The 22203-nt window shown below is 38.3% G+C and carries 22 protein-coding genes; 15 read left to right on the top strand and 7 right to left on the bottom strand.

The window, feature by feature from the left end:
* Positions 1-156: 156 nt before the first annotated feature.
* From F0161_RS05825 to F0161_RS05770, 14 genes are all read left to right on the top strand, one after another.
* Complete coding sequence (locus tag F0161_RS05825; RefSeq protein ID WP_150203989.1) at positions 157-1518, top strand: SLC45 family MFS transporter; 1362 nt, start codon at positions 157-159, stop codon at positions 1516-1518.
* Between the two features lie 42 nt (positions 1519-1560).
* Positions 1561-3816 carry a glycoside hydrolase family 65 protein gene (locus F0161_RS05820; protein ID WP_137601343.1) on the top strand — a complete coding sequence of 752 codons (2256 nt, stop codon included), beginning with the start codon at positions 1561-1563 and terminating at the stop codon, positions 3814-3816.
* Positions 3817-3929: 113 nt separating this feature from the next.
* Positions 3930-4601, top strand: a complete 672-nt coding sequence (pgmB, locus tag F0161_RS05815; RefSeq protein ID WP_137601344.1) for a beta-phosphoglucomutase — start codon at positions 3930-3932, stop codon at positions 4599-4601.
* A gap of 225 nt (positions 4602-4826) precedes the next feature.
* Complete coding sequence (locus tag F0161_RS05810) at positions 4827-5009, top strand: hypothetical protein (RefSeq protein ID WP_057779393.1); 183 nt, start codon at positions 4827-4829, stop codon at positions 5007-5009.
* A gap of 25 nt (positions 5010-5034) precedes the next feature.
* Complete coding sequence (gene tnpB, locus F0161_RS05805; RefSeq protein ID WP_225423074.1) at positions 5035-5349, top strand: IS66 family insertion sequence element accessory protein TnpB; 315 nt, start codon at positions 5035-5037, stop codon at positions 5347-5349.
* A gap of 60 nt (positions 5350-5409) precedes the next feature.
* Positions 5410-6909 carry an IS66 family transposase gene (gene tnpC, locus F0161_RS05800; RefSeq protein WP_225423073.1) on the top strand — a complete coding sequence of 500 codons (1500 nt, stop codon included), beginning with the start codon at positions 5410-5412 and terminating at the stop codon, positions 6907-6909.
* Between the two features lie 47 nt (positions 6910-6956).
* A complete protein-coding gene (locus tag F0161_RS05795) occupies positions 6957-7244 on the top strand; it encodes a transposase (protein ID WP_003688751.1) in 288 nt (95 codons plus the stop codon).
* A 23-nt stretch (positions 7245-7267) separates the two neighbouring features.
* Positions 7268-8146: an IS3 family transposase gene (locus F0161_RS05790; RefSeq protein ID WP_150203988.1), complete on the top strand. Its 879-nt coding sequence runs from the start codon at positions 7268-7270 to the stop codon at positions 8144-8146.
* 113 nt (positions 8147-8259) lie between these two features.
* Positions 8260-8748: an HAD family hydrolase gene (locus F0161_RS05785; protein ID WP_190318836.1), complete on the top strand. Its 489-nt coding sequence runs from the start codon at positions 8260-8262 to the stop codon at positions 8746-8748.
* Between the two features lie 101 nt (positions 8749-8849).
* The gene (locus tag F0161_RS05780; protein ID WP_150203986.1) at positions 8850-9200 is read left to right on the top strand and encodes an ArsR/SmtB family transcription factor; all 351 of its coding nucleotides are present in this window, start codon (positions 8850-8852) and stop codon (positions 9198-9200) included.
* Positions 9201-9326: 126 nt separating this feature from the next.
* Positions 9327-10622 carry an arsenic transporter gene (locus F0161_RS05775; RefSeq protein ID WP_150203985.1) on the top strand — a complete coding sequence of 432 codons (1296 nt, stop codon included), beginning with the start codon at positions 9327-9329 and terminating at the stop codon, positions 10620-10622.
* A gap of 15 nt (positions 10623-10637) precedes the next feature.
* Positions 10638-10772, top strand: a complete 135-nt coding sequence (locus F0161_RS11700; protein ID WP_263862612.1) for a hypothetical protein — start codon at positions 10638-10640, stop codon at positions 10770-10772.
* A 21-nt stretch (positions 10773-10793) separates the two neighbouring features.
* Positions 10794-10970 carry a hypothetical protein gene (locus F0161_RS11425; protein ID WP_190318835.1) on the top strand — a complete coding sequence of 59 codons (177 nt, stop codon included), beginning with the start codon at positions 10794-10796 and terminating at the stop codon, positions 10968-10970.
* A 128-nt stretch (positions 10971-11098) separates the two neighbouring features.
* Positions 11099-12139, top strand: coding sequence for a zinc-binding dehydrogenase (locus F0161_RS05770; RefSeq protein ID WP_150203984.1), 1041 nt, complete (start codon positions 11099-11101; stop codon positions 12137-12139).
* 63 nt (positions 12140-12202) lie between these two features.
* On the opposite strand, the gene xerS is transcribed toward F0161_RS05770, so the two are convergent.
* From xerS to F0161_RS05755, 3 genes are all read right to left on the bottom strand, one after another.
* Positions 12203-13273: a tyrosine recombinase XerS gene (xerS, locus tag F0161_RS05765; protein WP_150203983.1), complete on the bottom strand. Its 1071-nt coding sequence runs from the start codon at positions 13271-13273 to the stop codon at positions 12203-12205.
* A 610-nt stretch (positions 13274-13883) separates the two neighbouring features.
* Positions 13884-14750, bottom strand: a complete 867-nt coding sequence (locus tag F0161_RS05760) for a DegV family protein (protein WP_150203982.1) — start codon at positions 14748-14750, stop codon at positions 13884-13886.
* A gap of 85 nt (positions 14751-14835) precedes the next feature.
* Positions 14836-15267, bottom strand: a complete 432-nt coding sequence (locus tag F0161_RS05755; RefSeq protein ID WP_150203981.1) for a MarR family winged helix-turn-helix transcriptional regulator — start codon at positions 15265-15267, stop codon at positions 14836-14838.
* Between the two features lie 158 nt (positions 15268-15425).
* Here F0161_RS05755 and F0161_RS05750 point away from each other — a divergent pair, with 158 nt between their 5' ends.
* Positions 15426-17126 (top strand): NFACT RNA binding domain-containing protein, encoded by a 1701-nt coding sequence (locus tag F0161_RS05750; RefSeq protein ID WP_150203980.1) that lies wholly within the window; start codon positions 15426-15428, stop codon positions 17124-17126.
* Positions 17127-17175: 49 nt separating this feature from the next.
* Here F0161_RS05750 and F0161_RS05745 read toward each other — a convergent pair whose 3' ends face one another.
* Genes F0161_RS05745 through lspA form a run of 4 tightly spaced genes read right to left on the bottom strand, consistent with a single transcriptional unit; the run spans position 17176 to position 22189 of the window.
* Positions 17176-19722 carry an ATP-binding protein gene (locus tag F0161_RS05745; protein ID WP_137602627.1) on the bottom strand — a complete coding sequence of 849 codons (2547 nt, stop codon included), beginning with the start codon at positions 19720-19722 and terminating at the stop codon, positions 17176-17178.
* Complete coding sequence (locus F0161_RS05740; RefSeq protein WP_137602628.1) at positions 19719-20801, bottom strand: carbamoyl phosphate synthase small subunit; 1083 nt, start codon at positions 20799-20801, stop codon at positions 19719-19721. The genes F0161_RS05745 and F0161_RS05740 overlap by 4 nt, the downstream gene beginning before the upstream one ends.
* Positions 20802-20826: 25 nt before the next feature.
* Positions 20827-21741 (bottom strand): RluA family pseudouridine synthase, encoded by a 915-nt coding sequence (locus F0161_RS05735; protein WP_137602629.1) that lies wholly within the window; start codon positions 21739-21741, stop codon positions 20827-20829.
* Positions 21734-22189: a signal peptidase II gene (lspA, locus tag F0161_RS05730; protein WP_150203979.1), complete on the bottom strand. Its 456-nt coding sequence runs from the start codon at positions 22187-22189 to the stop codon at positions 21734-21736. The genes F0161_RS05735 and lspA overlap by 8 nt, the downstream gene beginning before the upstream one ends.
* Positions 22190-22203: the final 14 nt, after the last annotated feature.

Below are 22203 nucleotides of genomic sequence, written 5' to 3'. Positions count from 1 at the left end.
GCTTGGGAAGAGTCTGTTATTTTTTTTACATAAATTAAAATAAATAAATTTTTATTTGCGCAAGCGCTTGCGCAAATTATTGTTTTGGGTTATCATTATGAATGTAATCGGTTACAACAATTATAATTATCTTTAAACTATGAAGGAGTGGAACTCATGGATGAAACAAAGCAAAAAAAGGGGATAGGCTTGCCTGACCTCCGAAAAAGCACTATTTGGATGTTGAGTATCGGCTTCCTAGGTGTCCAGATGGCATTCTCACTACAATCTTCACAAATGTCTCGGATTTTCCAAACCTTAGGTGCTGATCCAACTAAACTAGGATTCTTCTTCATTTTGCCTCCTTTGGCAGGATTAGTTGTTCAACCAATGGTGGGTTACTATTCTGATCGTACCTGGTCGAAACGATTTGGGCGTCGGATGCCATATCTGCTAATTGGTGCACTCGTATCAGTTATTGTTATGTTTTTGCTACCTAACTCGGGTTCATTTGGATTCTCAACCTTTGCAGCTCTCTGGTTTGGTGCTATCACAATCTTGTTTATGGATTTAAGTTCTAACGTTGCCATGCAGCCATTCAAGATGGTCGTTGGTGATATGGTCAATGAAAAGCAAAAATCATACGCATACTCAATTCAATCTTTCTTATCAAATACTGGTTCAGTGTTGGCAACTATCTTCCCATATTTCTTAACTGCAATTGGGGTTGCTAACGTTGCTGCCAAAGGTCAATTACCTGCATCTGTTATTATTTCGTTTTACGTTGGTGCAATTGTCTTAGTTATTTTCTCATTAATTTCTGTTTTCTCAGTTCATGAATACGATGATGCTACATATGAACTTTATCATGGTGTTGCTTTGAATGATAAAACGGAACCACATGTTGGCATATTCACGTTATTAAAACGTGCTCCAAAAACATTTTGGATGGTTTCTTTAACTCAATTCTTCTGTTGGATGGCCTTCCAATATCTTTGGACTTACGGAACTGGTACTGTTGCTGATAATATCTATCACACAACTAATGCTGCTTCACAAGCCTTCCAAGATGGTGGTAACTGGTATGGTGTTATGTCTGCCGTTTATGCAATTTCCGCTGTTGTTTGGTCATTAGTATTATCAAAAATTCCAGCTGAAAAAAGTAAAGTTGGTTACGCACTTTCATTATTCATCGGTGCCTTTGGATTTATTTCCGTCTTCTTTGTTACAAACAAATGGGTCTTGATCTTCTCATTCATTTTGATTGGGATTTCATGGGCAGGTATGATGGCATACCCATTCATTATGCTTACTAATTCATTGAATGGTGATCACATGGGTACTTATCTTGGCTTATTTAATGGTTCAATCTGTTTGCCACAAATTGTAGCCTCAGTTGCATCATTTGGATTGTATCCATTATTAGGATCAGAAATGAAGTCAATGATTTTGTTAGCTGGTATTTTAATGCTCATCGGGGCAGTTTCAGTCTTTGGTATCAAAGAAATTGATGGTGCCAATGCTAATGTTGCACAATAATTTTTAAAAAATGAATTTGGTTATTGAATAAGGAGAAAATAGATGAAACGAACTTTTGAAGTGAATCCATGGACCCTCACAACTCACGATTTAAATCCCAAAGATAAACGATTACAAGAATCGATTACCTCTTTGGGTAATGAATATATGGGTATGCGAGGAATGTTTGAGGAACAATATTCTGGCGATACTCACCAAGGTATTTATATCGGGGGTGTTTGGTTCCCAGATAAGACTCGGGTTGGTTGGTGGAAAAATGGTTATCCACTGTACTTTGGTAAAGCTATCAACGCACTTAATTTCATGAAAACTGATATTTATGTCGATGGGCAACAAGTCGATTTGGCCGTGAATAAGCCAGATGAATTTGAAATTTCATTAGACATGCAAAAGGGAACCTTAACACGGACGTTTAGTGTTTACGGAGTGAAGTTTGTCGTTACACGGTTAGTTTCAGCCGCCACGAAAGAATTGGCAGATTTACACTATGAATTCACTTCAACAGATGGCAAGGCACATACAATCAAGTATGATGCGTCAATCGATGCCGATGTTGCAAATGAAGATTCAAACTACGACGAAAAATTCTGGCAAGTTTTGGGAGCAGGGAATGAAAGCGATGCGTCATACATTGTTACCCAAACTGTACCAAATGATTTCGGAGTACCTCAGTTTACAGTGGTTGGTCGTCAAGCCTTTATCGGTGGTAAAAAGACCGGTTCAGAAAAGACGGATGAGCAAGTGACTGATACGTTTGAAATCGATGTTGCAACTTCTGGCAGTACAACCTTTGAAAAACGTGTGATTGTCACTACGTCTCGTGATTATGACGGGACTGATGCAATTGTTAACGCTGGTGCAAAATTACTCAAGACTTTGACTTCTGCAAGTTACCAAGATATTTACGATGCTCATGTAGCAGAATGGGGTAAACGTTGGGAAAAAGCTGACGTTCAAATCGAAGGGGACGACGCCGCTCAACAAGGAATTCGTTTCAATTTGTTCCATCTATTTTCAACATATTATGGTAATGATCCTCGCCTTAATATTGGTCCTAAAGGGTTCACTGGTGAAAAGTATGGTGGTGCGACATATTGGGATACTGAAGCTTTCGCTATTCCAGTTTATCTCGGTGTTGCAGATCCTAAGGTTACTCGTTCATTACTACAATACCGTTTTGACCAACTTGACGGTGCCAAACATAATGCTAAACAACAAAACTTAGCAGGTGCTTTGTACCCAATGGTGACGTTCGATGGGATTGAATCACATAATGAATGGGAAATTACTTTTGAAGAAATTCATCGTAATTCGACAATTGCTTACGCAATTTACAATTACACGAATATCACTGGTGATCGTAGCTGGATTGAAGGCGATGGAGCTCAAGTTTTGTACAACATTGCTCGTTTCTGGGCAGACCGTGTGCACTACTCAGCTCGTAAAGATCAATACATGATTCACGGTGTTACTGGTCCAAACGAATATGAAAATAACGTTAACAATAACTTCTACACCAATTGGATGGCTAAATGGGTCTTACAATACTCGATTGATAATTACCCAACTGTTGGTGATAACGAAAAAGAGAAGTTAGGAATTACACCAGATGAGTTAACTCATTGGCAAGAAATTGCAAACAAGATGTATCTTCCACAAGCTGATGTTGAAATTAACGGTGAAACTAAACATATCTTTGAACAAAACGATACATTCTTAGATAAAGAATTGATTCCAGCCGCCGATTTGGATCCAAAAATTCGTCCAATTAATCAACACTGGTCATGGGATCGAATTCTTCGTTCACCATATATCAAGCAATCCGATACATTACATGCAATGTTCTACTTCCCAGATGCATTTACTGAAGAAGAAAAACGTAATAACTTTGAATTCTATGAACCATTAACGGTTCATGAATCTTCCTTATCACCATCTGTTCACTCAATTTTAGCAGCTGATTTGAAGATGGAAGACAAAGCTGTTGAAATGTATGAACGGGCAGCTCGATTAGATTTAGATAATTATAATAATGATACTGATGATGGCTTACACATCACAGCGATGACCGGGTCATGGTTAGCGATTGTCCAAGGATTTGCTGGCATGCGTGTCAGAGAAGGCAAATTGCATTTGGCACCATTTTTACCTGCTAAATGGACAGGATATTCGTTCCGTCTTGTCTTCCGTGGACATGTGTTAGAAGTTCATGTTGATAAGAAGGGAACCGAGGTTGAATTAATTTCTGGTGATCCATTAGTAATTGATTTGAACGGCTCTGATCAAAAATTAGGTTAATTAATAATAACGGACGCCACGTTTGGTGGCCGTTATTGTTATTCAAAGAGACGAAGTTGATTAGAAGTTTTTAAATTTAGAATGTAAAATATGAAGAGAAAGAGGTAACTAGAATGACCAAATTTGACGAAATTAAGGGATTTGCCTTCGATTTAGATGGTGTCATTGCCGATACGGCACGTTTTCATGGTCAGGCATGGCATCAGACGGCTGATGAAGTTGGGACCACTTGGACTGAAGAATTGGCCGAATCACTTAAAGGCATTAGTCGAATGGATTCATTACAAATGATTTTAGACCATGGAGACCATGCTGATGAATTTTCGCAAGAACAAAAAGAAGCCTTGGCCACCAAAAAAAATCTAAATTATCAAAAGTTGATTGAAACGTTAACGCCAGACGATATTTTACCCGGTATGTTGGATTTCATTACTTCAGCTGACAAAGCTGGCTATAAAATGTCAATTGCATCGGCTTCTAAGAATGCACCGTTAATTTTGAAGCAACTTGGTTTAACGAAGTATTTTGTTGGTATCGTTGACCCAGCTACTTTACATGCCGGTAAACCGGATCCAGAAATCTTTGTTCGAGCTGCTGAGGTTATTGATTTGGTCCCTGAATCGGTGATTGGCTTAGAAGATTCAGCTGCAGGGATTGAATCAATTAATGGCGCTGGCCAAGTTTCGTTAGGTATTGGTGATCCAAAAGTATTAAATAAAGCGGCTCTAAACTTTGAACAAACAAGTTTAGTTACATTAGATAACATTGCTGCAAAAATGAACTAAATTAGGTTGATAAATTGGCACTCACAATAGTGGGGGCCTTTTTTTGATGGAGTAAAATGTTGGTTAAATGCTATACTATGATAGACAAAAATATTATGAGGTAAATCAATTTAAAATTTTAAATTATCAACCTAGTATGGCAGTAAGCACCCAATAACAAACCGGCTATAATTACGCACTTCAGTGCGATAGAATCACTTTATCAAATATGATGAGGTGATTTTTTTGAATAATGACCAAGAAATTGTCCAAGTGAAATTGGATCAACCAAAAAATTATCAGGCCGCTACTGCCAGTAAAGCTTTTCAAATGAAGTTAGGTGAAAATAAGACTGTTCTCGTCTACAACCGAATCAATAACTACATTCTGGATGCATTATTAAAGGCGGTGTTTAGGAATGATCATTGATATGAAATAACTTCACGGTATTTATTTGGTATGTGGCAAGACCGATTTGCGACGTGGAATTGACGGATTGGCTAACGTTGTCAGCCAGCAGTATAGTCTTGATCCATACAGTAAATCGCTATTTATGTTTTGTGGCACACGAAAAGATCGGTTTAAAGCACTACTTTGGGATGGCGATGGATTTCTGTTACTTTATAAGCGGATTGAGAATGGAAGACTTCAATGGCCGCGTAATATGAATGAAGTCAAAAAGCTCCATTCAAAGCAACTTGAGAGACTACTTTCAGGGTGGTCATTAGAATCTTCGATAAAACAGAGCACACCGCCCAGAAAACACTAGGCACCGACGGTGACCAGTGGTAAAATCATGCCAACACAACAATGAACGGTGGTGGTATGCATGACATCAACTGAAGAATACTTGCTTAAGAAAAATCAGGAACTGCTGAAACAACAAACTGAATTTTTGAAAGAAATCAAGCAGCTCAACGAAAACATTGCGTACCTGACCAATAAGTTATATGGGCGTCATTCTGAAAAACTTGATGATCCTAATCAACAATCGTTATTTGAGGACAATGGTGTTTTTACCGAACCAGAGCAGACTGGCCAACAAAGCGAAGAACCGGAAGTAACAACCGGCGAAAAAGGTAAGACACGTAAACCGAAACGAAAACGATCTGAGATTATCAGTACTGATCTTCCGACGGAAGATGAAGTCCATGAACCAATGATAAAACTGTGTCCGCAGGGGCATGACCTCCAACGAGTTGGTAAACATTATGTGCGACAAGAAGTTCGCGTGATTCCGGGTCGACTATATGTCGCCAACATATACGAGGCAACTTACAAATGCCATCAATGTGACCAACAAGATGCGATTAGCCATCTCTACCAAGGAAATGCGCCGTGGGCGTTAATACCTCACAGCATGGCATCGGCTTCTTTAGTGTCTGAAATTGCTTATCACAAATATGTCCTCGGTACACCGCTATATCGACAAAAAGGATATTGGAAAAACCAAGGACTAGATTTGAGCGATAAGACTATGGGTAATTGGATGATTGCTTGTGCCCAGATTGTGAAGCCGGTTTATGATCTACTCCGACAAAATTTGGTATCCCAGAAATTCCTTCAAGGTGATGAAACGCCCTATCAAGTTTTACAAGAGCCGGGTAAATTAGCCACCAGTAAATCATATATTTGGCTTGCACGAACCATCGGTCGTGCCCAACATCAAATTGTATGCTATCACTATGCAGATAGTCGGGCAGGAAAAGTGGCGCAGCAACTATATTCCGGATTTACAGGAGTTCTTCAGTGTGACGGCTACTACGGCTATAACGCCATTGCGGACTCAGTTGAACATGTTGGCTGTTGGGCCCATGTACGACGTAAGTTTTACGACGATGCCAATATCGACAAGAAACATTTCAATGCATCAAAGGGATTAACTTTAATTGGTCAGATGATGCATGAAGAACAAAAGTGGCGAAAATGGGATAGTGTTGCACGATATCAGGCACGCCAAAAGTATCTAAAGCTATTACTTGATGAATTTTGGCAGTGGTGCGATATGGCAGATGTCCTTCCTAAAACACGTTTAGGAAAAGCTATTGCCTATGCACAGGGTCAACGAACTGCATTAAATCGAGTTCTACTTTATGGCGAAGTCGATTTTACCAATAATGCATCGGAACGTAATATGAAAAGTTACGTCATCGGCCGTAAGAACTGGCTGTTCTCAACCAGCCCGCAAGGCGCTGAAGCAAATGCCATCTGGATGAGCATCGTTGAAAGTGCCAAAGCAAACAAAACCAATCCCAGAGAATATATTGAATTTTTGTTAAAAAACGTGTCACAGCTTGGGCCTAGAATAAAAAGTGTACAAGTTAAATAGAGACTCTGATTTAGTATAATTAAGGAAGTAAATTGGAGGATCAAATAATGACGAAGCACAGTTATGACAAGGAATTTAAGGAACAGGCCGTTCAGTATTACTTAGATAACAAGGATCACATGACCATGAATGAAATAAGTAAGAATCTAGGTATTGGGGCTAGTACATTACATAAATGGATTAAGCTGTTTACTGAGACTGGGGAGTTTGGCCGTGGCTCTGGTAATTTTGCCAGCGATAAGGACAAGGAGATTGCACGACTAAAGCGTCAACTTCGTGACGCTGAAGGAGCGATCGAAGTGTTAAAAAAATCAATCGGGATTCTGAGCAAGTAACTACCGAAAAGGTATACCAAGAAATGGACGTTCAGCACGCTTTGGAATCCCACCCTTCCATCAATGGTATGTGTGATTATGTTGGAATCTCAAGAAGTGGTTACTATCAACGAGAAAAGCGTCATAATCACCAATCACCGCGAAAGCTTCGGAAGAAGTTTATTCAAGGTGAAATTAAAGCAATTTGGCTCAAAAGCCTTTGTATTTACTGTGCCGGCAAAATCACCCAAGAACTTCGCTCAAAAGGATATAAGATCGCTGAACGAACTGTTGGTAAGCATATGCGTGAGCTTGGCATTCACGCCGTTTACCTAACCCCTTGGACGACTACCACTCGCAATTCTAAGTTTGATAAACAGCTAATAAATATTTTAGACGAGCAGTTCAATCCATTGCGACCAAACGCCGTTTGGTGCATTGACACCACTTATATTCCAGTTCATGACGGATTCGTTTATTTAACCAGTATTATGGACTTGTACTCCCGACGGATCATTGGTTGGGACTTATCTGAAACCTTGGAGGTATCGAATGTCATCCCACTTATTGAAAAGACTAAGCACAGTCGCCATATTAGCAAGCCATTAATCATGCACAGTGATCGTGGTAGTCAGTTTACGTCTGAAGCTTACAATCAAGTTACAGCTAACATGACATTAAGCTATTCAAAGAAAGCTTATCCTTGGGATAATGCCTGCATTGAGTCGTTTCATGCCTTGATTAAGCGTGAATGGATAAATCGGTTTAAAATCCATTCATACTCCGAAGCTAAACGACTAGTTTTTCAGTACATTGAAACGTTTTACAACACAGTTAGAATTCACAGTCACTGTGGATTCAAATCACCAAAGCAACTTGAAGATGAGTATCAAACTCAAATTCAAAATTTAGTCGTGGCATAGGACAAAAAAGTCTCTATTTAAATTGTCTATTTTATAGACAGGGGACCAACAATCAAGAATTAACAACTGATCAATATGCGGAAAATTTTAGTGGCAAGCCAGCCGTGGTCAATATGAACCTACTCATTCAAATGTTTAATTTACCAATCACAACGCAAGAAGGGCTAGATTTTGTCGATGTAATTGAGAAAGATTTGATTGCCAAAGGTGTCAATTTAAAACCTGGGGCAACAGAGTTATTAACATATCTCAAAAGTAATAATTATCAGATTGCTCTAGCCACATCGAGCCATAAGTCACGAGCCGTTGAAATTTTAAAACAAAATAATATTTACGATTATTTTGATGCAGAAACTTATGGCCCAGAAATCAAGCACGGTAAACCAAGTCCAGATATTTTCTTAACTAGCTTAGACAAATTGAATGCCAAAAATGTCGAATCTTTGGTTTTAAAGGATAGTGAGGCGGGTATAACCGCGGCAACTAATGCTGAAATTAAAGTAATTTGTGTACCTGATATGTGCACACCGCGTCCAGAATATGCGGAGAAGGCATTTAAAATCTTACCTGATTTGGGACAAGTAATAACCGTCTTACAATAAACAATCTTTGTGTTAATTTTCACTAAAAGATTGCGCTTACATAGATGATGCTCTATATTAGACATAGAGCGTTGTCTATGTTTTTTTGTAAGGAGTTAATAATGGATTATCCTAAATACGTGAAAATGTTGAAAGCCATGGCAGATTCAAATCGACTGCAGATTATTGACTTGTTATCCTGCGGATCGCTTTGTGCGTGCGATATCTTAACGCATTTTGAATTTACGCAACCAACATTGTCGCATCATATGAAAGTTTTACAATCAGCCGGAATTGTTAGTGCCAAAAAAGATGGAAAATGGCAACGTTACTCATTAGAACCACATTTCATTAGAGATTTTCAGACTAATGCTGGTGACTTATTGACTGGTAGTCAACACTGCATTTGCCAGTCACAGACTAATTTAAGTTGTGATGAATGTCAGCCAACTGAGGATATTGAAGCGAAATGATTAACTCATGGTTTAGTTTGCTTAAAACATCGATGGATGTCTATCTGAGGAGATGGTAGCGCGCAAAATGATTAGCCGAAATGGTTGAATTTGCTATAAAATTTATGAGAATAATTTGGAGGAGTTATGCAAGTATTTTTAGCTGTCGCAATTTTTTTAATCACTTTGTTATTTGTTATCTGGCAACCAAAAGGATTGTCAATTGGCATTACCGCCATTGGCGGGGCCATTTTAGCACTGATATTTAGAGTTGTGACATTACACGATGTTGGCACGGTGACGGGTATTGTTTGGAATGCTACACTGTCATTTGTCGCGATTATCTTGATTTCATTGATATTAGATCAGATTGGTTTCTTTGAATGGGCAGCATTGCATATGGCTCGAATTGCTAAAGGCAACGGAGTGAGAATGTTTATACTGATTGCCGTCTTAGGAGCAATCGTGGCAGCATTGTTTGCGAATGATGGTGCCGCACTGATATTAACACCAATTGTTTTGGCGATGGTTCGAGCTTTACACTTTGACGAAAAGAAAGTCTTTCCGTTTATTATAGCCAGTGGTTTTATTGCCGATGCGACTTCACTACCATTAGTTGTGAGTAATTTAGTTAATATTGTCTCCGCTGACTTTTTTGGCATTACATTTTCTGAATATGCGCTTCGTATGTGGATTCCGGATTTATTTTCATTGGTAGCTAGTATCAGTATCTTGTATCTATATTTTCGTAAAGCTCTTCCTAAAGAATATGATGTCAGCCAAGTCGCCACACCTAAATCAGCCATCAAAGATGAAAAGTTATTCAAATTTTCCTGGTTCGTCTTAGCTGCTTTATTGATTGGCTACTTTAGCAGCAGTTTCTTAAATATTCCAGTATCATTTATCGCACTAACAATTGCGATCATTTTCTTGATTGTCGGTCAACGCAGTCATTCTGTAGATACCAAAGCAGTTCTCAAAGGAGCACCATGGAATATTGTATTTTTCTCCTTGGGTATGTACGTTGTGGTGTTTGGGTTACAAAATGTTGGCCTAACGACTTTATTAGCTGGAATAATTGCGAAGATGATGGCTGGGGGCAGATTCCTGGCCACAATGGGAATGGGATATTTAGCAGCATTCTTGTCTTCGGCAATGAATAACATGCCGACAGTAATGATTAATGCACTATCAATAAAGGGGGCGAATGCGACTGGTCTCATGCATCAAACATTAGTTTACGCGAACATCATTGGATCCGACTTAGGTCCTAAAATCACTCCGATTGGCTCATTAGCCACGTTAGTTTGGTTACATGTGTTAGCACAAAAAGATGTCAAAATTGCATGGGGTACGTATTTTAAAATTGGGATTACGATTACAATACCAGTTTTGTTTATTACCTTGTGTGGATTGTGGATTTCGTTAAGTATTTTTGGTTAGAAAGGATGGATTATTATGCTTCAAGTTGAAGATTCACAAAGTAGCAAAATAAATATCAGTTTTGAAATTATTGATAATTTAGTCAAACAGGCCTCCAGAGCTGATGTTGCTTCAATTTCTTCTACGTATTTAATTGAGGCAAATCAATAATTAACTTTACTGGAGGAAAAGTTGTCAGATGATACTCTGGAACAAATCGAATTTAACAACATCAAACAAGCATTTTTTGATGTTAATCAAGTTGTTTTAAATCAATATGAATCTAATTGCTTTAGTGATTACGCAAGATTTGCAAAAGAATACCATTATTTTCATAGCTTGATCAGCCAGGCGATTGTAAATGAGTAAATTGTACTTTAAGCGTAAATATCAAGATCATAGTAGCTTGACTTAGAGTTCACTTTAAGGAGTACAATTTAATTAGGCAGCAGTTTACTTTCTGCTGTATTAAATAATAACTTGAGGAAGTGTTTGGTTTGAAATCTACCATTTTTGTTGAAGCAGGAAAAGTTGAAGTTAAAGATGTTGAAATACCAACTATCAAGGAAAGCGATGATGTCATCATCAAAATTGTCAGAACTTGTGTCTGTGGCTCTGATTTGTGGGCATATCGAGGGCTAGACAAAGTGCCAGCTAACTCTGAGAACTCCGGTCACGAAGCGATTGGAATTGTCACGGCCGTTGGGTCTGATATCACGACTGTGATTCCTGGTGATTTTGTCATAGCACCATTTACGCATGGCTGTGGTCGTTGTGCCGCTTGTTTAGCAGGATTTGATGGCGATTGTCAAAACCATAGTGATAACTTTAGTAATGGTGTACAAGCTGAATACATCAAGTTTCAACATGGTGAATGGGCCTTGGTTAAAATTCCTGGCCAGCCAGAAGACTATAGCGAAGAAATGTTAAAGTCATTACTAACATTAGCTGATGTGATGGCAACTGGGTATCATGCAGCGCGTGTTGCCAATGTTCAAAGAGGTGACAGTGTGGCCGTCGTTGGTGACGGGGCAGTTGGGTTGTGTGGTGTAATTGCAGCTAAGATGCGTGGTGCTAAACGTATTTTTGCGTTAAGTCGCCATGAAGATCGTCAAAAATTAGCTCTTGAATTTGGAGCAACTGATATTATTGCAGAACGTGGTGATGACGCGGTAGCCAAAATTAAAGAACTGACGAATAATGATGGTGTCGATGCAGTTTTAGAATGTGTGGGTAGTGAACAATCTAATGCTGAAGCAATGCAGTTTGGTCGTCCTGGTGCAATTGTGGGACGGGTTGGATTGCCTCATGAACCTAAAATGGATATGACCCAATCATTTTATAGTAATACGATTATTGCTGGTGGACCAGCATCTGTGACTACCTATGATAAACAAGTATTATTGAAGGCCGTTTTAGATGGCGATATTCATCCAGGTAAAGTCTTCACTCAATCATTTAGTTTAGATGATATTAATAATGCTTATCAGGCAATGACTGACCGTAAGGCAATCAAGGCAATGATTATTCCTGAATAATACAATCTGGTTCAAAAAGAACTTCTGGCTAGTTGTCTAGTTAGAAGTTCTTTTGCGTTAAAGCTATTTATTTTGACGTTGATTGGAATTATCATTCAGTGCGGCACGTTGCTTATCTGGATCAACATGGGTATAAAGTGAAGTGGCAGAAGTACCTTTTTGTCCTAACTGCTGAGCAACAACGACTTGATCTTTAGTGTTGCTGTAAATTTCCGATGCTACAGTATGTCGTAACTTATGTGGCGTGAGTTTACGACCATAAGCTGCTGAATACTTACTAACCAAACGTTCAATTGAATTTGATGCAATTCGATTGATTTTGCCATGATATTCAGTAATAAAGAAAGCAGTTTGAGTTTTATCGGGATGATAGGTGCTGCTACGATGGTTTGCGTAATTTTTTAGATAGTCGATGGTCCAATCAGCAATTGGCACTGTGTCTTTTTGTCCACCTTTGCGAGTGATATCTAAGTATTTGTCACTCAGATTGATATCTTTCATATTGACATTGGCTGCTTCAGAGACGCGAATTCCTGTACCTAACATTAAAGCAATTAAGGCTAAATCACGTTCTTTATTCTTTTCAAAAGAATAGATTGCCTGCTTATTTATTTTACTGATGTAGGTAGTATCAATGAAGTCTAATAACTTAAACTTTTCTTCTCCAATTAACATGTGTGCTTTAATGGCATGTGCACGGTAGCTCAGTGTTTGATTGGTATTCATGGAATCTATTTTTAACATTACATTTTGATCAAAATATGAGTGTCCATTGACGTTATCAGATTTAATTGTTAAAAATTTGTAGAGTGAGCGCAACGCATTAATGGACCGGTTAATGGTAGTAGGTGAGACGCTATTCTTGTGTTCGTTGCTGTTATGTTTAATGGAATCAATATAAAGCATGATATCGTTGCGTTTAAGTTGTTCCAGGTCTGTAGGAGAGACATGATTGTTATCTGCAGCTTGAGAGAGGGAGCTTATTCGAAGCCAATCAAAGAAACGTCTAAATTCCGTCAAATACTGGTAGGTAGTAGTTAGTGACAGATTAGTGCCGATTCGATATTGATTAACGAAGTCAGGTAAGTTGGCGAGTTCAGAATCAATTAGGTGAATATAGCGTTCATTTTCCATTAAAGACAACTCCTTCAATAAGTTTTATTACTTACAGCATAGCACGGATAGTGGACCTGTAGTCATTAAAATAAAAATTTTAATGACAGGTATCAAAATGACAATTATGTATTCTTCATCGGGCTATCTATTAAGTAACTTAACACCAATTATCTAGAATCTATGTTCACATAGTTTATTTGCTAAATATGGTAATTTAACTGTTTTTAAACGAATCATTATAATGCTAGATATATATAATAATGCTACTAATATAATCAAAATGGCGTACTTAATGAAACGAGTTAAGAGTCATGCAGCGTTAAATTAAACTAAAGACGACAGCGTTCTAGATTCATGATTGCGATCATACAAATTTACTGATCTAACTAAGAATTAAAATAAAAAATTTACTTAAAGATGATTGTAGATAAGCAAAAAAATTGAAGGCGGTAGAATTAGATGAACTACTGTCCAGAATTAATTAAGCAATCTACTTTGTATAATATATATTATGTAAACTAGAATATAACAAAAAGCTAAACTATTACCAATATCAATAAAAGCCCCCCTATAAATCAAAAAATAACCATACTAAACTTCAGTATGGTTATTTATATAATAATGGCAATTACTTTGTAGTATCTTTCATCCAGCCTAAAGCCAAAGCTTTTTCACCGAGATGGGTTCCAATCACGGGACCAAAATAACTAATTTCAAAATCAATGTCTGGGAATTGTTGTGCTAATTTGTCACGCCACTTAATTGCTGCTGGTTCATCGTTAGCATGAATAATGATGGCTTTCACTGGATATCTCAACTTGCTAACTCGTTCACCGAACAATTCTTCAACTCTTGCTAATGCTTTCTTTGAAGATCTAACTTTTTCAAAAGCTTGAATTTCATGATTTGGCGTGCTCATTGTTAACAGCGGTTTAATTTTTAAAATAGAACCAATAAACGCTGATGCGTTTGACAATCTACCACCACGAACAAGGTTTTGTAGGTCATCAACAACGAAGATGTTATCCACGGTCTCACGTAAACTATCAAGACGTAAAACAATATCATCGGCAGCCATCCCAGTTTTTACTAGTCTGGCTGCTTCTAAAACGATGTAACCCATTAGCTTAACAGTTACATGCGAATCATATGGAATCACACGAATTTCGTCTTTGACTTCTTCAGCGACTTGAACTAAGCTCCCAAGCAATCCTGATAAGGAACTTGATAAGTGGATACTGATTACAGTGTCATAGCCCTCTTTTGCTAATGAGCGATACAGTTCAATCATTTCACCAAGTGGTGGCTGTGAAGTACTTGGAAACGAAGCTGATGTTCTAAGTTTGTCATAAAACTCTTCGGTTCCAATATCGACTCCCTCACTGTAACTTTTGCCATCGATGATTACTGGAATTGGTACAATTTTGATGTTATTAGCTTCAACTTCCTTTGGATCCAGGTAAGCCGTGCTGTCAGTAACAACAGCTATTTTCATTAGATCGTCCTCCACTATCAATACTTAAATGTCTTAATAATATTAGCACAAAAAATAGCCGAGGCCAATTCACACGACTATTTTTTCATTTTTCAGTTTTGCTTAAAATCCGCTTAACACTCTTATCTAGACGGTTTAAAAGAATTTGTAATAGATTTGTTTCTTCCTCAGTCCAACGATCAAATATCTGCTTATCCAATTGTTCGGTTTGCTCGTTAATTGTCTTAACGGCATTAACACCTAACTCTGTGGCTGCGTAAATAAGTTGTCGCTTATCACGTCCGGTTGGTGTTTTATCAAGCATTTCTTTAGTTTCTAGATGCTTCAGTTGTCGACTCAAAGTCGACGTATCTAAACCAGTTGTTTTAGATAAGAGATCTTGTGTTGTATTGCCATCTATAATTTGAAGTAGAAGTTGCCATTCAGCAATTGTCAAATTAACTTGCTTCGTAATCCGAAGCAAAGCACTTTTATGGTTTTTTGAAATGTCTGTTAATGCTGAAAGACTATCCTTCATTTAGTTCACCCGCTCATTACCAATTAATATTTACTTGTATTATACAATATCGAAATTGTAATGTACAAGTATTTTCTTAAAAAAATCTTAACTTTTGTGTTAATTCCCAAATAACTGTATACTTGTTACTGTTAAATTTATAAATTGGAGGCATTCAAATGTCATTCGACGGCTTTTTCACCCATGCGATGGTGAAAGAATTAAATGATACGTTAGCCACCGGGCGCGTATCAAAAATCCACCAACCTTATCCTGGTGAACTAATCTTAGTAATTCGAGCAAATCGACATAATCAAACTTTACTTCTTTCAGCAAATCCGACCTACCCACGAATTCAAATTACGGACGTGCCATACCGAAATCCTAAAACACCTACGAAATACGCCATGGCAATGCGTAAGTATCTTGAAGGTGCTATTTTAGAGTCAATTAAACAGTTAGATAATGACCGAGTCGTGGAATTAGCTTTTGACACTCGTGATGAATTGGGTGATGCGCAGAACTTGTTGATGTACGTTGAAATTATGTCTCGCCACAGTAATGTTTCTTTAGTTAATACGGCAACAAACAAAATTATTGATACCATCAAACACGTCAGCGGTGATCAGAACCGTTATCGTCTCTTGTTACCTGGAGCAACATTTGTGATGCCCCCTAAGCAAGAAAACAAACTGAATCCGTTTATCGCTAATCAAGCATATGCAGATTTAGCACTTAAACATACAGACGTTAAGGAATTAAAATCCGAGTTACAAACTGTTTACCAAGGGCTAGCATCAGATACAGCATCATACTTAGCTACTCAACTGATTGATTCAGATAACACGCCACAAACTTATCAAGAATTTCTTCAACACTTCGACCATCCCACACCAACCTTGACTAAAACGCCAGATGGTAAAGTTTCTTTTTCAGTCTTCAAACCAGATACGATTGGTGAACAAATCAGCTATCCTACTCTGTCCGCTCTATTGGATGGATTTTATACTGAAAAGTCACAGTTAGACCGTACTCGGCAAGTGGCGGGACAACTAATTCAAATTATTTCAAATATTTTGAAAAAAGATTATTCCAAAATTAAGAAGCTAAATCAAACTATGGAAGATACCAAAAAGGCGGATCAGTTTCGGATTAAGGGTGAGATCTTAACCACTTATCTTCATAAAATTGAACCAGGCATGACTGAAATTACCTTGGAAAATTTTTATGATAATAATTCACCAATTAAAATTACGCTTTCAAATCAATTAACAGCTTCACAAAATGCTCAAAAATATTTTACCCGTTACCAAAAATTACGTAATGCGGTTGCTCACGTTGAGGAGCAATTAGCCTTAACCAATCAAGAGGTTGAATACTTAGAGAGTATTCAATCTCAAATTGAACTCGCCTCTCCTGCCGATACAGAAGAGATTAAGCTTGAATTACAACAACAAGGTTATTTGCGCGAAAATCAAAATAAAAAGAAAAAAGCACGAGTAACAATTAGCAAGCCAGAAGAATATACAGCTACTGATGGAACAACTATCTTGGTTGGTAAGAATAATTTACAAAATGAACGGCTGACTTTCAAAGTTGCAAATAAGGACGATATTTGGTTACACGTGAAAGATATTCCAGGTTCACACGTGGTCATTCGTGATTCCAACCCTTCAGACGAAACTATTCAAGAAGCTGCTAATATTGCTGCTTACTTCTCAAAGGGTCGTGATTCTGCGCATGTGCCAGTTGATTACCTTCCCGTCAAACGTTTAAAAAAGCCAGCTGGTACAAATCCTGGCTTCGTGACCTTTACAGGTCAAACGACATTGTCAATCACGCCTGATAGTCAAAAAGTAAATGAATTACGTACTAAATAAAAAATAGCCTAAAACCAATTTTGCTGGTTTTAGGCTATTTGTCTGCAATTTAATAGTAGGTACCATTATGGATTGAATCTTCACCATTCGGACTGAGTTGTTTTAATGCGTCTGTAATACTGTGACCGTATGCCATCTCTGCTCCAATGATAGTTTCACTTTGAATAGTTTCATCATGAAGCCCAAGTGATCTGAATGGAAAGGCAGCAGAAAACGCCCAGATTTTATTATTAACGAGATTGATTTCTAGTTGGTTGACGTCACATTGCGATTGAGCAAGCTTCAGTGAAATATCAACTAAATCTAGATTTAATACCTTTGCCAAAAATGATTGTTCAGCTAAGGGTAATTGTCTAACTTGCTCAAAATGTACCCCACCTGTGACAACGAACAACGCTTGATAAATACCTGGCGTGACCTGTTGCTTAATGCGTTCAGTACCAATCGACATAATGTCCGATTTAAGGCGAGAATTAACTTTGGCTGGGTAAATAAATGCGGTTGGATCGCCAAAACCACTCTCGTTTTGAATTAGATAAGAGGTTAAATCTAATGACACAGCATTAGTGCCATCATAAATCATGGTTAAGGCGTATTCCTTACCGCTGGCTAAATGAGACAGTAATTGGCCATTTTGTGGCAATTTTTCTACTTTTAAATCTTTTTGTTCGAGAATTGTAATTAAGCGACTACGACTGCCGGGAACGTAAACAATTTCAGGCTTTTCAATGGAAATTACCTCTAAAATATCAGGTGCTTCCAAGGGTTCGGTATATAGTTTATCAGCCAAGTTCATTGAAACAGCACTGGGATTATTATTAACGAGCACGGTTTCGTAATTTTGCTTTTGGAGCGATAAAATCAATTTCGAGGTAAAGTAATCTGACGCCCCTGCATTACCGAGACGTAGACCTCCCGTTCCAATGATTAATGCCCTGTGTTCGGCGTCGGATGGATGACTTTCATTTTCCAGCTCAAAGGTTGAGTAGAATCGATTCGAATGTTGATCAAATTCTCCTGCACTGAAGTCGACCTGTTTATACGTTGGTGACAGCTCGTTATCAATCCTAAACTGTCTAACTTTGTCTTCTGTTTGATTCCATAAGACACTAATCATTCGGTCACTCATCCCAAAGTATTTAGCTCTAGTCAAAACTTCGACATCATCAGGATTTTCAGCAATTTCATTTTCTAAACTGATTATCTTTTCTAATTTATAGAAGAAAAATGGATCAATTTTGGTCAATTCCGATAATTCATCTCTGGAATAACCCCGATGCAGAGCCTCCATCAAAATCACAATGCGATTGGCACGCGGATGAATAATATACTGGATAATTTGGTCATCGGTTAACTTAACTTGGGACTCAATGCTCAGAGAATCCGCTTGTGCTCGTGTTGCTCGAATTGCTTTGATTAAAGCTTCCTCCGTACTTCGTCCAATTCCAATTACTGCCCCAGTCGACCGCATTTGGGTACCTAGATTTTGGTCGGCATCTGGTAATGACTGAAATGGCCAGATGGGCATGCGCACAGCAATATGGTCCATTGTGGGTTCTAATAAAGCTGATTTAAAGCCAAAGCTGGCTGGTAATTCCAGTTGCTCTAACGTTTTACCCATTAATAAATTGGCACAAACGTATAACAATGGATAGCCGGTGGCGTGACCAGCAAACGAAGTAATTCGGTCAAAATAAGGACTATTTTTAATTACGTAGAATTTACCAGTATCTGGATTTAACGCAAATTGAACGTGGTTTACGCCAACAATTCTTAATTTTCGAGTAATCGAAAAGGCCAAATCACGTAATTCTTGTAATTCGATATCCATTAAGGTTTGAGTTGGTGTAAAGGAAATTGAATCACCAGCATGAATACCAATTGGATCAAAGTCTTCAATTCCGGCAACTTGGAGCATCGAGCCAAGCCGATCTCTGATTACCACTAATTCGATTTCTTGATAGCCAACAATACTTTGTTGCAAGACAGCTTGTTGGATTTTGGATTGAGACATCGCTATTTCGACGGCTTCAGCCAACTCGTCATTATCGTTGCACAGTCGCCGACTTGAGTTTCCAAATGGTGAAACTGGTTTAATAATGACCGGATAGCCAATTTCTTGGACAATATGTATTGCATCACTAAAGCTAGTGATGGTTTCAGTCGTTGTAATTGGAGCACCCATTTTTTTTAGCATTTCATTCATTAAGACTGGATTACTAATTTGTCTAATGGCAAATTCAGGCATGCTTAACATGGTGATGTCACGCTTTTTAAGTTCTTCAGACTCAAATAGTTGTTGTGCAATCTGAATGCTTTTCAAACCACCTAAGTTTGGTAAAATCGCATCGGGTTGAAATTCATTAATTGTTTCGAGCACATTATCAAAGGTGATTGGAGCAATTTTGCTGTCATGAATAATTGTTTTGTCACCGAGGGCTACTGAGAATGGATTGTTATCAATCAACGAAACATCAATTCCAAGGTCATTTAAAGAAGACGCTACTTGATAAATAGCGTCGTCAGTTTCGGTTGACTGGTTGATTTGATCAGCACCAGTACCAATTATTAAAACTTTAGAGATTGGATGATTCATCGATTGTCCTCCTGACGATGAATAGTTTCTAGAAATTCATCGAATAGGCCCTTAGTTTCATCAGGACCTGGTGCGCCATCTGGGAAAAATTGAACGGAAAATGCTGGGAAATCACGGTGCCGTAATCCTTGAACAGTGTCATTGAGCAAATCAACGTACGTAATAAACAATGTTCTGCGATCGACTGAATTTCGTTCCACAGCAAATCCCTGTCCTTGAGACGCATAAATAATATGGGTTGTAATCACTTCTTTGATTGGGTGATTCATACCATGATGCTCAGCTGGTAGTTTGACCACGTTTGCACCATTCGCCAACGCAAACAATTCATGTCCTAAGCCAATCGCAAATAACGGCACTCTAGTTTGAATTGATTGTATCATCTCAATCACGGAGTCGTTAATATCATATGGACTACCTGGCCCAGTTGACAAAATGACGCCATCTGGATCCAAACTCAAAATATCTTCAGCAGAAGCAGTGTAAGGCAGCACGGTCACGTTACAATTGCGCTTCACTAGTTCGCGTAAAATACCATGTTTGAGTCCAAAATCAATCACAACCACACTGTTGCCTGTACCAGGATTCGGATACGGTTTGGGCGTAGAAACTTGAGCCACTTGTTGATTAGTTAGCACTGTGGCATGGAGTTGATCAAACGCATGGTCATCGGCCACGGGCACAATACTAGCTTTGACAGTTTCGCCCATTTGACGCAGTTTTGAAACAACTGCGCGAGTGTCAATACCACTGATACCTGGAATGTTCATTTGCTTCAGATACTGATCAAGGGAGAGACGACTAATGCGATTAGTTGAAACATTAGCTAAATCTCGAACAATCACACCTTTAATCGTTGGTACAATTGATTCGTAATTTGATTGATTAATCCCATAACTACCAATATTTGGCTGGGTAAAAATCACAATCTGATTGTGGTAAATTTGGTCAGTAATGATTTGTTGATAACCAGTCATACTGGTATTAAATACAAGTTCCCCGGTTGTAACCGCGGGTGCGCCAAAGCCTTCACCTTTATAGGCGGTGCCATCTTCTAGAATTAAATAACGTTCAACCATGTTAGTCCCTCCTCCCTAATTATTTTTATGAATCGTGTTCATCCAAATATTTAATCATTTTATCAAAGTAATCTGGTAATGGTGCGTCAAATAATAGTTGTTCATGAGTTCTTGGGTGTTCAAAGCCGAGTGTTTTAGCATGCAAATACTGGCCGTTGCCAGGTAACGTTTTATGTGGACCGTATAAAGGGTCTCCGGCAACTGGATGTTTGATATATTGCATGTGGACGCGAATCTGGTGGGTTCGGCCGGTTTCAAGTCGACAGCTAATCAATGTGTAATGTTGATAGCGTTTGATGACTTTAAAGTGGGTCACGGCGTTTTTTCCACCTTGGACAATCGCTTGCTTTTGACGATTTTGCGGATTGCGAGCGATTGGAGCATCGATTGTGCCTTCATCTTCGGCAATTTGACCATGGACAATGGCCCAATATTCGCGGGTATTGGTTTTGTTTTTTAATTGTTCAGCCAAACTTTGATGAGCGATATCATTTTTAGCAACCATCAATAGACCAGAAGTGTCTTTGTCGATACGGTGCACAATTCCTGGACGATATTCACCGTTGATAGTTGATAAAGGTGTATGGAATAAGAGTGCGTTCACTAACGTGTGATTTGCATGCCCGGCTGAGGGATGGACGACCATCCCCTGGGGTTTGTTCACGACTAACACATCATCATCTTCGTAAATAATATCTAATGGAATATCTTCAGGTTCGATGCTTAAAGTTTGTGGTTCAACGACCTTTAAGTCAACTTGATCGTTTAAACGTAACTTATAGTTGGCTTTGATAGTTTCACCATTGACCAATATCTGGCCGTTTTCAATTCGTTTTTGAATTTGTGAACGTGACAAGTGTTCGGTTAACTTAGGTAAAATTTTGTCAATTCGCCCAGTTTGGTCAGGTTCCGTAATTTTGATTGTTTGTGGTTCAGTCATTCTTGGTTCCCTCATCTTCAAAAAGTATGGCAATAATCATTAAGATTACACCGACGGTTAAGCACATATCTGCAATGTTAAAAATTGGAAAATTAATGAAATCTAATTGGAACATATCAACAACATATCCTAATCGAAGACGATCAACAAAATTGCCAATCGTTCCAGCTAAAATGAGTGATAGTGGCCAGCCAAAATGCCAATTGGCACGATATCTCCATAAAAAGTAACAAATCAAAATCAAAGCGACAATTGAAATAACAATAAAGAACCATTGTTGTCCTTCAAGGATACTCCAGGCTGCCCCAATGTTACGCAGATTAGTGAAAGAAAGTAAGCCGGGAATAAAAGAATCTACAGCTCCTAATTGAATGTTGTTGGTAATCCAAAATTTAAGTGACTGATCACCAATCACGAGTAGCACAATTAATAAGCCATAGTACGGCATAACAGCCTCCAAGT

Origin of the sequence: Paucilactobacillus nenjiangensis (assembly GCF_008632615.1) — a bacterium.
GTDB classification, from domain to species: Bacteria; Bacillota; Bacilli; order Lactobacillales; family Lactobacillaceae; genus Paucilactobacillus; species Paucilactobacillus nenjiangensis.
This window is presented reverse-complemented; position numbering and strand designations above follow the sequence as displayed.

Coding starts and splice junctions, on each gene's coding strand:
- F0161_RS05825 (WP_150203989.1), top strand. CDS start 157: ATGGATGAAACAAAGCAAAAAAAGGGGATAGGCTTGCCTGACCTCCGA.
- F0161_RS05820 (WP_137601343.1), top strand. CDS start 1,561: ATGAAACGAACTTTTGAAGTGAATCCATGGACCCTCACAACTCACGAT.
- pgmB (WP_137601344.1), top strand. CDS start 3,930: ATGACCAAATTTGACGAAATTAAGGGATTTGCCTTCGATTTAGATGGT.
- tnpC (WP_225423073.1), top strand. CDS start 5,410: ATGACATCAACTGAAGAATACTTGCTTAAGAAAAATCAGGAACTGCTG.
- F0161_RS05795 (WP_003688751.1), top strand. CDS start 6,957: ATGACGAAGCACAGTTATGACAAGGAATTTAAGGAACAGGCCGTTCAG.
- F0161_RS05790 (WP_150203988.1), top strand. CDS start 7,268: ATGGACGTTCAGCACGCTTTGGAATCCCACCCTTCCATCAATGGTATG.
- F0161_RS05785 (WP_190318836.1), top strand. CDS start 8,260: ATGAACCTACTCATTCAAATGTTTAATTTACCAATCACAACGCAAGAA.
- F0161_RS05780 (WP_150203986.1), top strand. CDS start 8,850: ATGGATTATCCTAAATACGTGAAAATGTTGAAAGCCATGGCAGATTCA.
- F0161_RS05775 (WP_150203985.1), top strand. CDS start 9,327: ATGCAAGTATTTTTAGCTGTCGCAATTTTTTTAATCACTTTGTTATTT.
- F0161_RS11700 (WP_263862612.1), top strand. CDS start 10,638: ATGCTTCAAGTTGAAGATTCACAAAGTAGCAAAATAAATATCAGTTTT.
- xerS (WP_150203983.1), bottom strand. CDS start 13,273: ATGGAAAATGAACGCTATATTCACCTAATTGATTCTGAACTCGCCAAC.
- F0161_RS05760 (WP_150203982.1), bottom strand. CDS start 14,750: ATGAAAATAGCTGTTGTTACTGACAGCACGGCTTACCTGGATCCAAAG.
- F0161_RS05755 (WP_150203981.1), bottom strand. CDS start 15,267: ATGAAGGATAGTCTTTCAGCATTAACAGACATTTCAAAAAACCATAAA.
- F0161_RS05750 (WP_150203980.1), top strand. CDS start 15,426: ATGTCATTCGACGGCTTTTTCACCCATGCGATGGTGAAAGAATTAAAT.
- F0161_RS05745 (WP_137602627.1), bottom strand. CDS start 19,722: ATGAATCATCCAATCTCTAAAGTTTTAATAATTGGTACTGGTGCTGAT.
- F0161_RS05740 (WP_137602628.1), bottom strand. CDS start 20,801: ATGGTTGAACGTTATTTAATTCTAGAAGATGGCACCGCCTATAAAGGT.
- F0161_RS05735 (WP_137602629.1), bottom strand. CDS start 21,741: ATGACTGAACCACAAACAATCAAAATTACGGAACCTGACCAAACTGGG.
- lspA (WP_150203979.1), bottom strand. CDS start 22,189: ATGCCGTACTATGGCTTATTAATTGTGCTACTCGTGATTGGTGATCAG.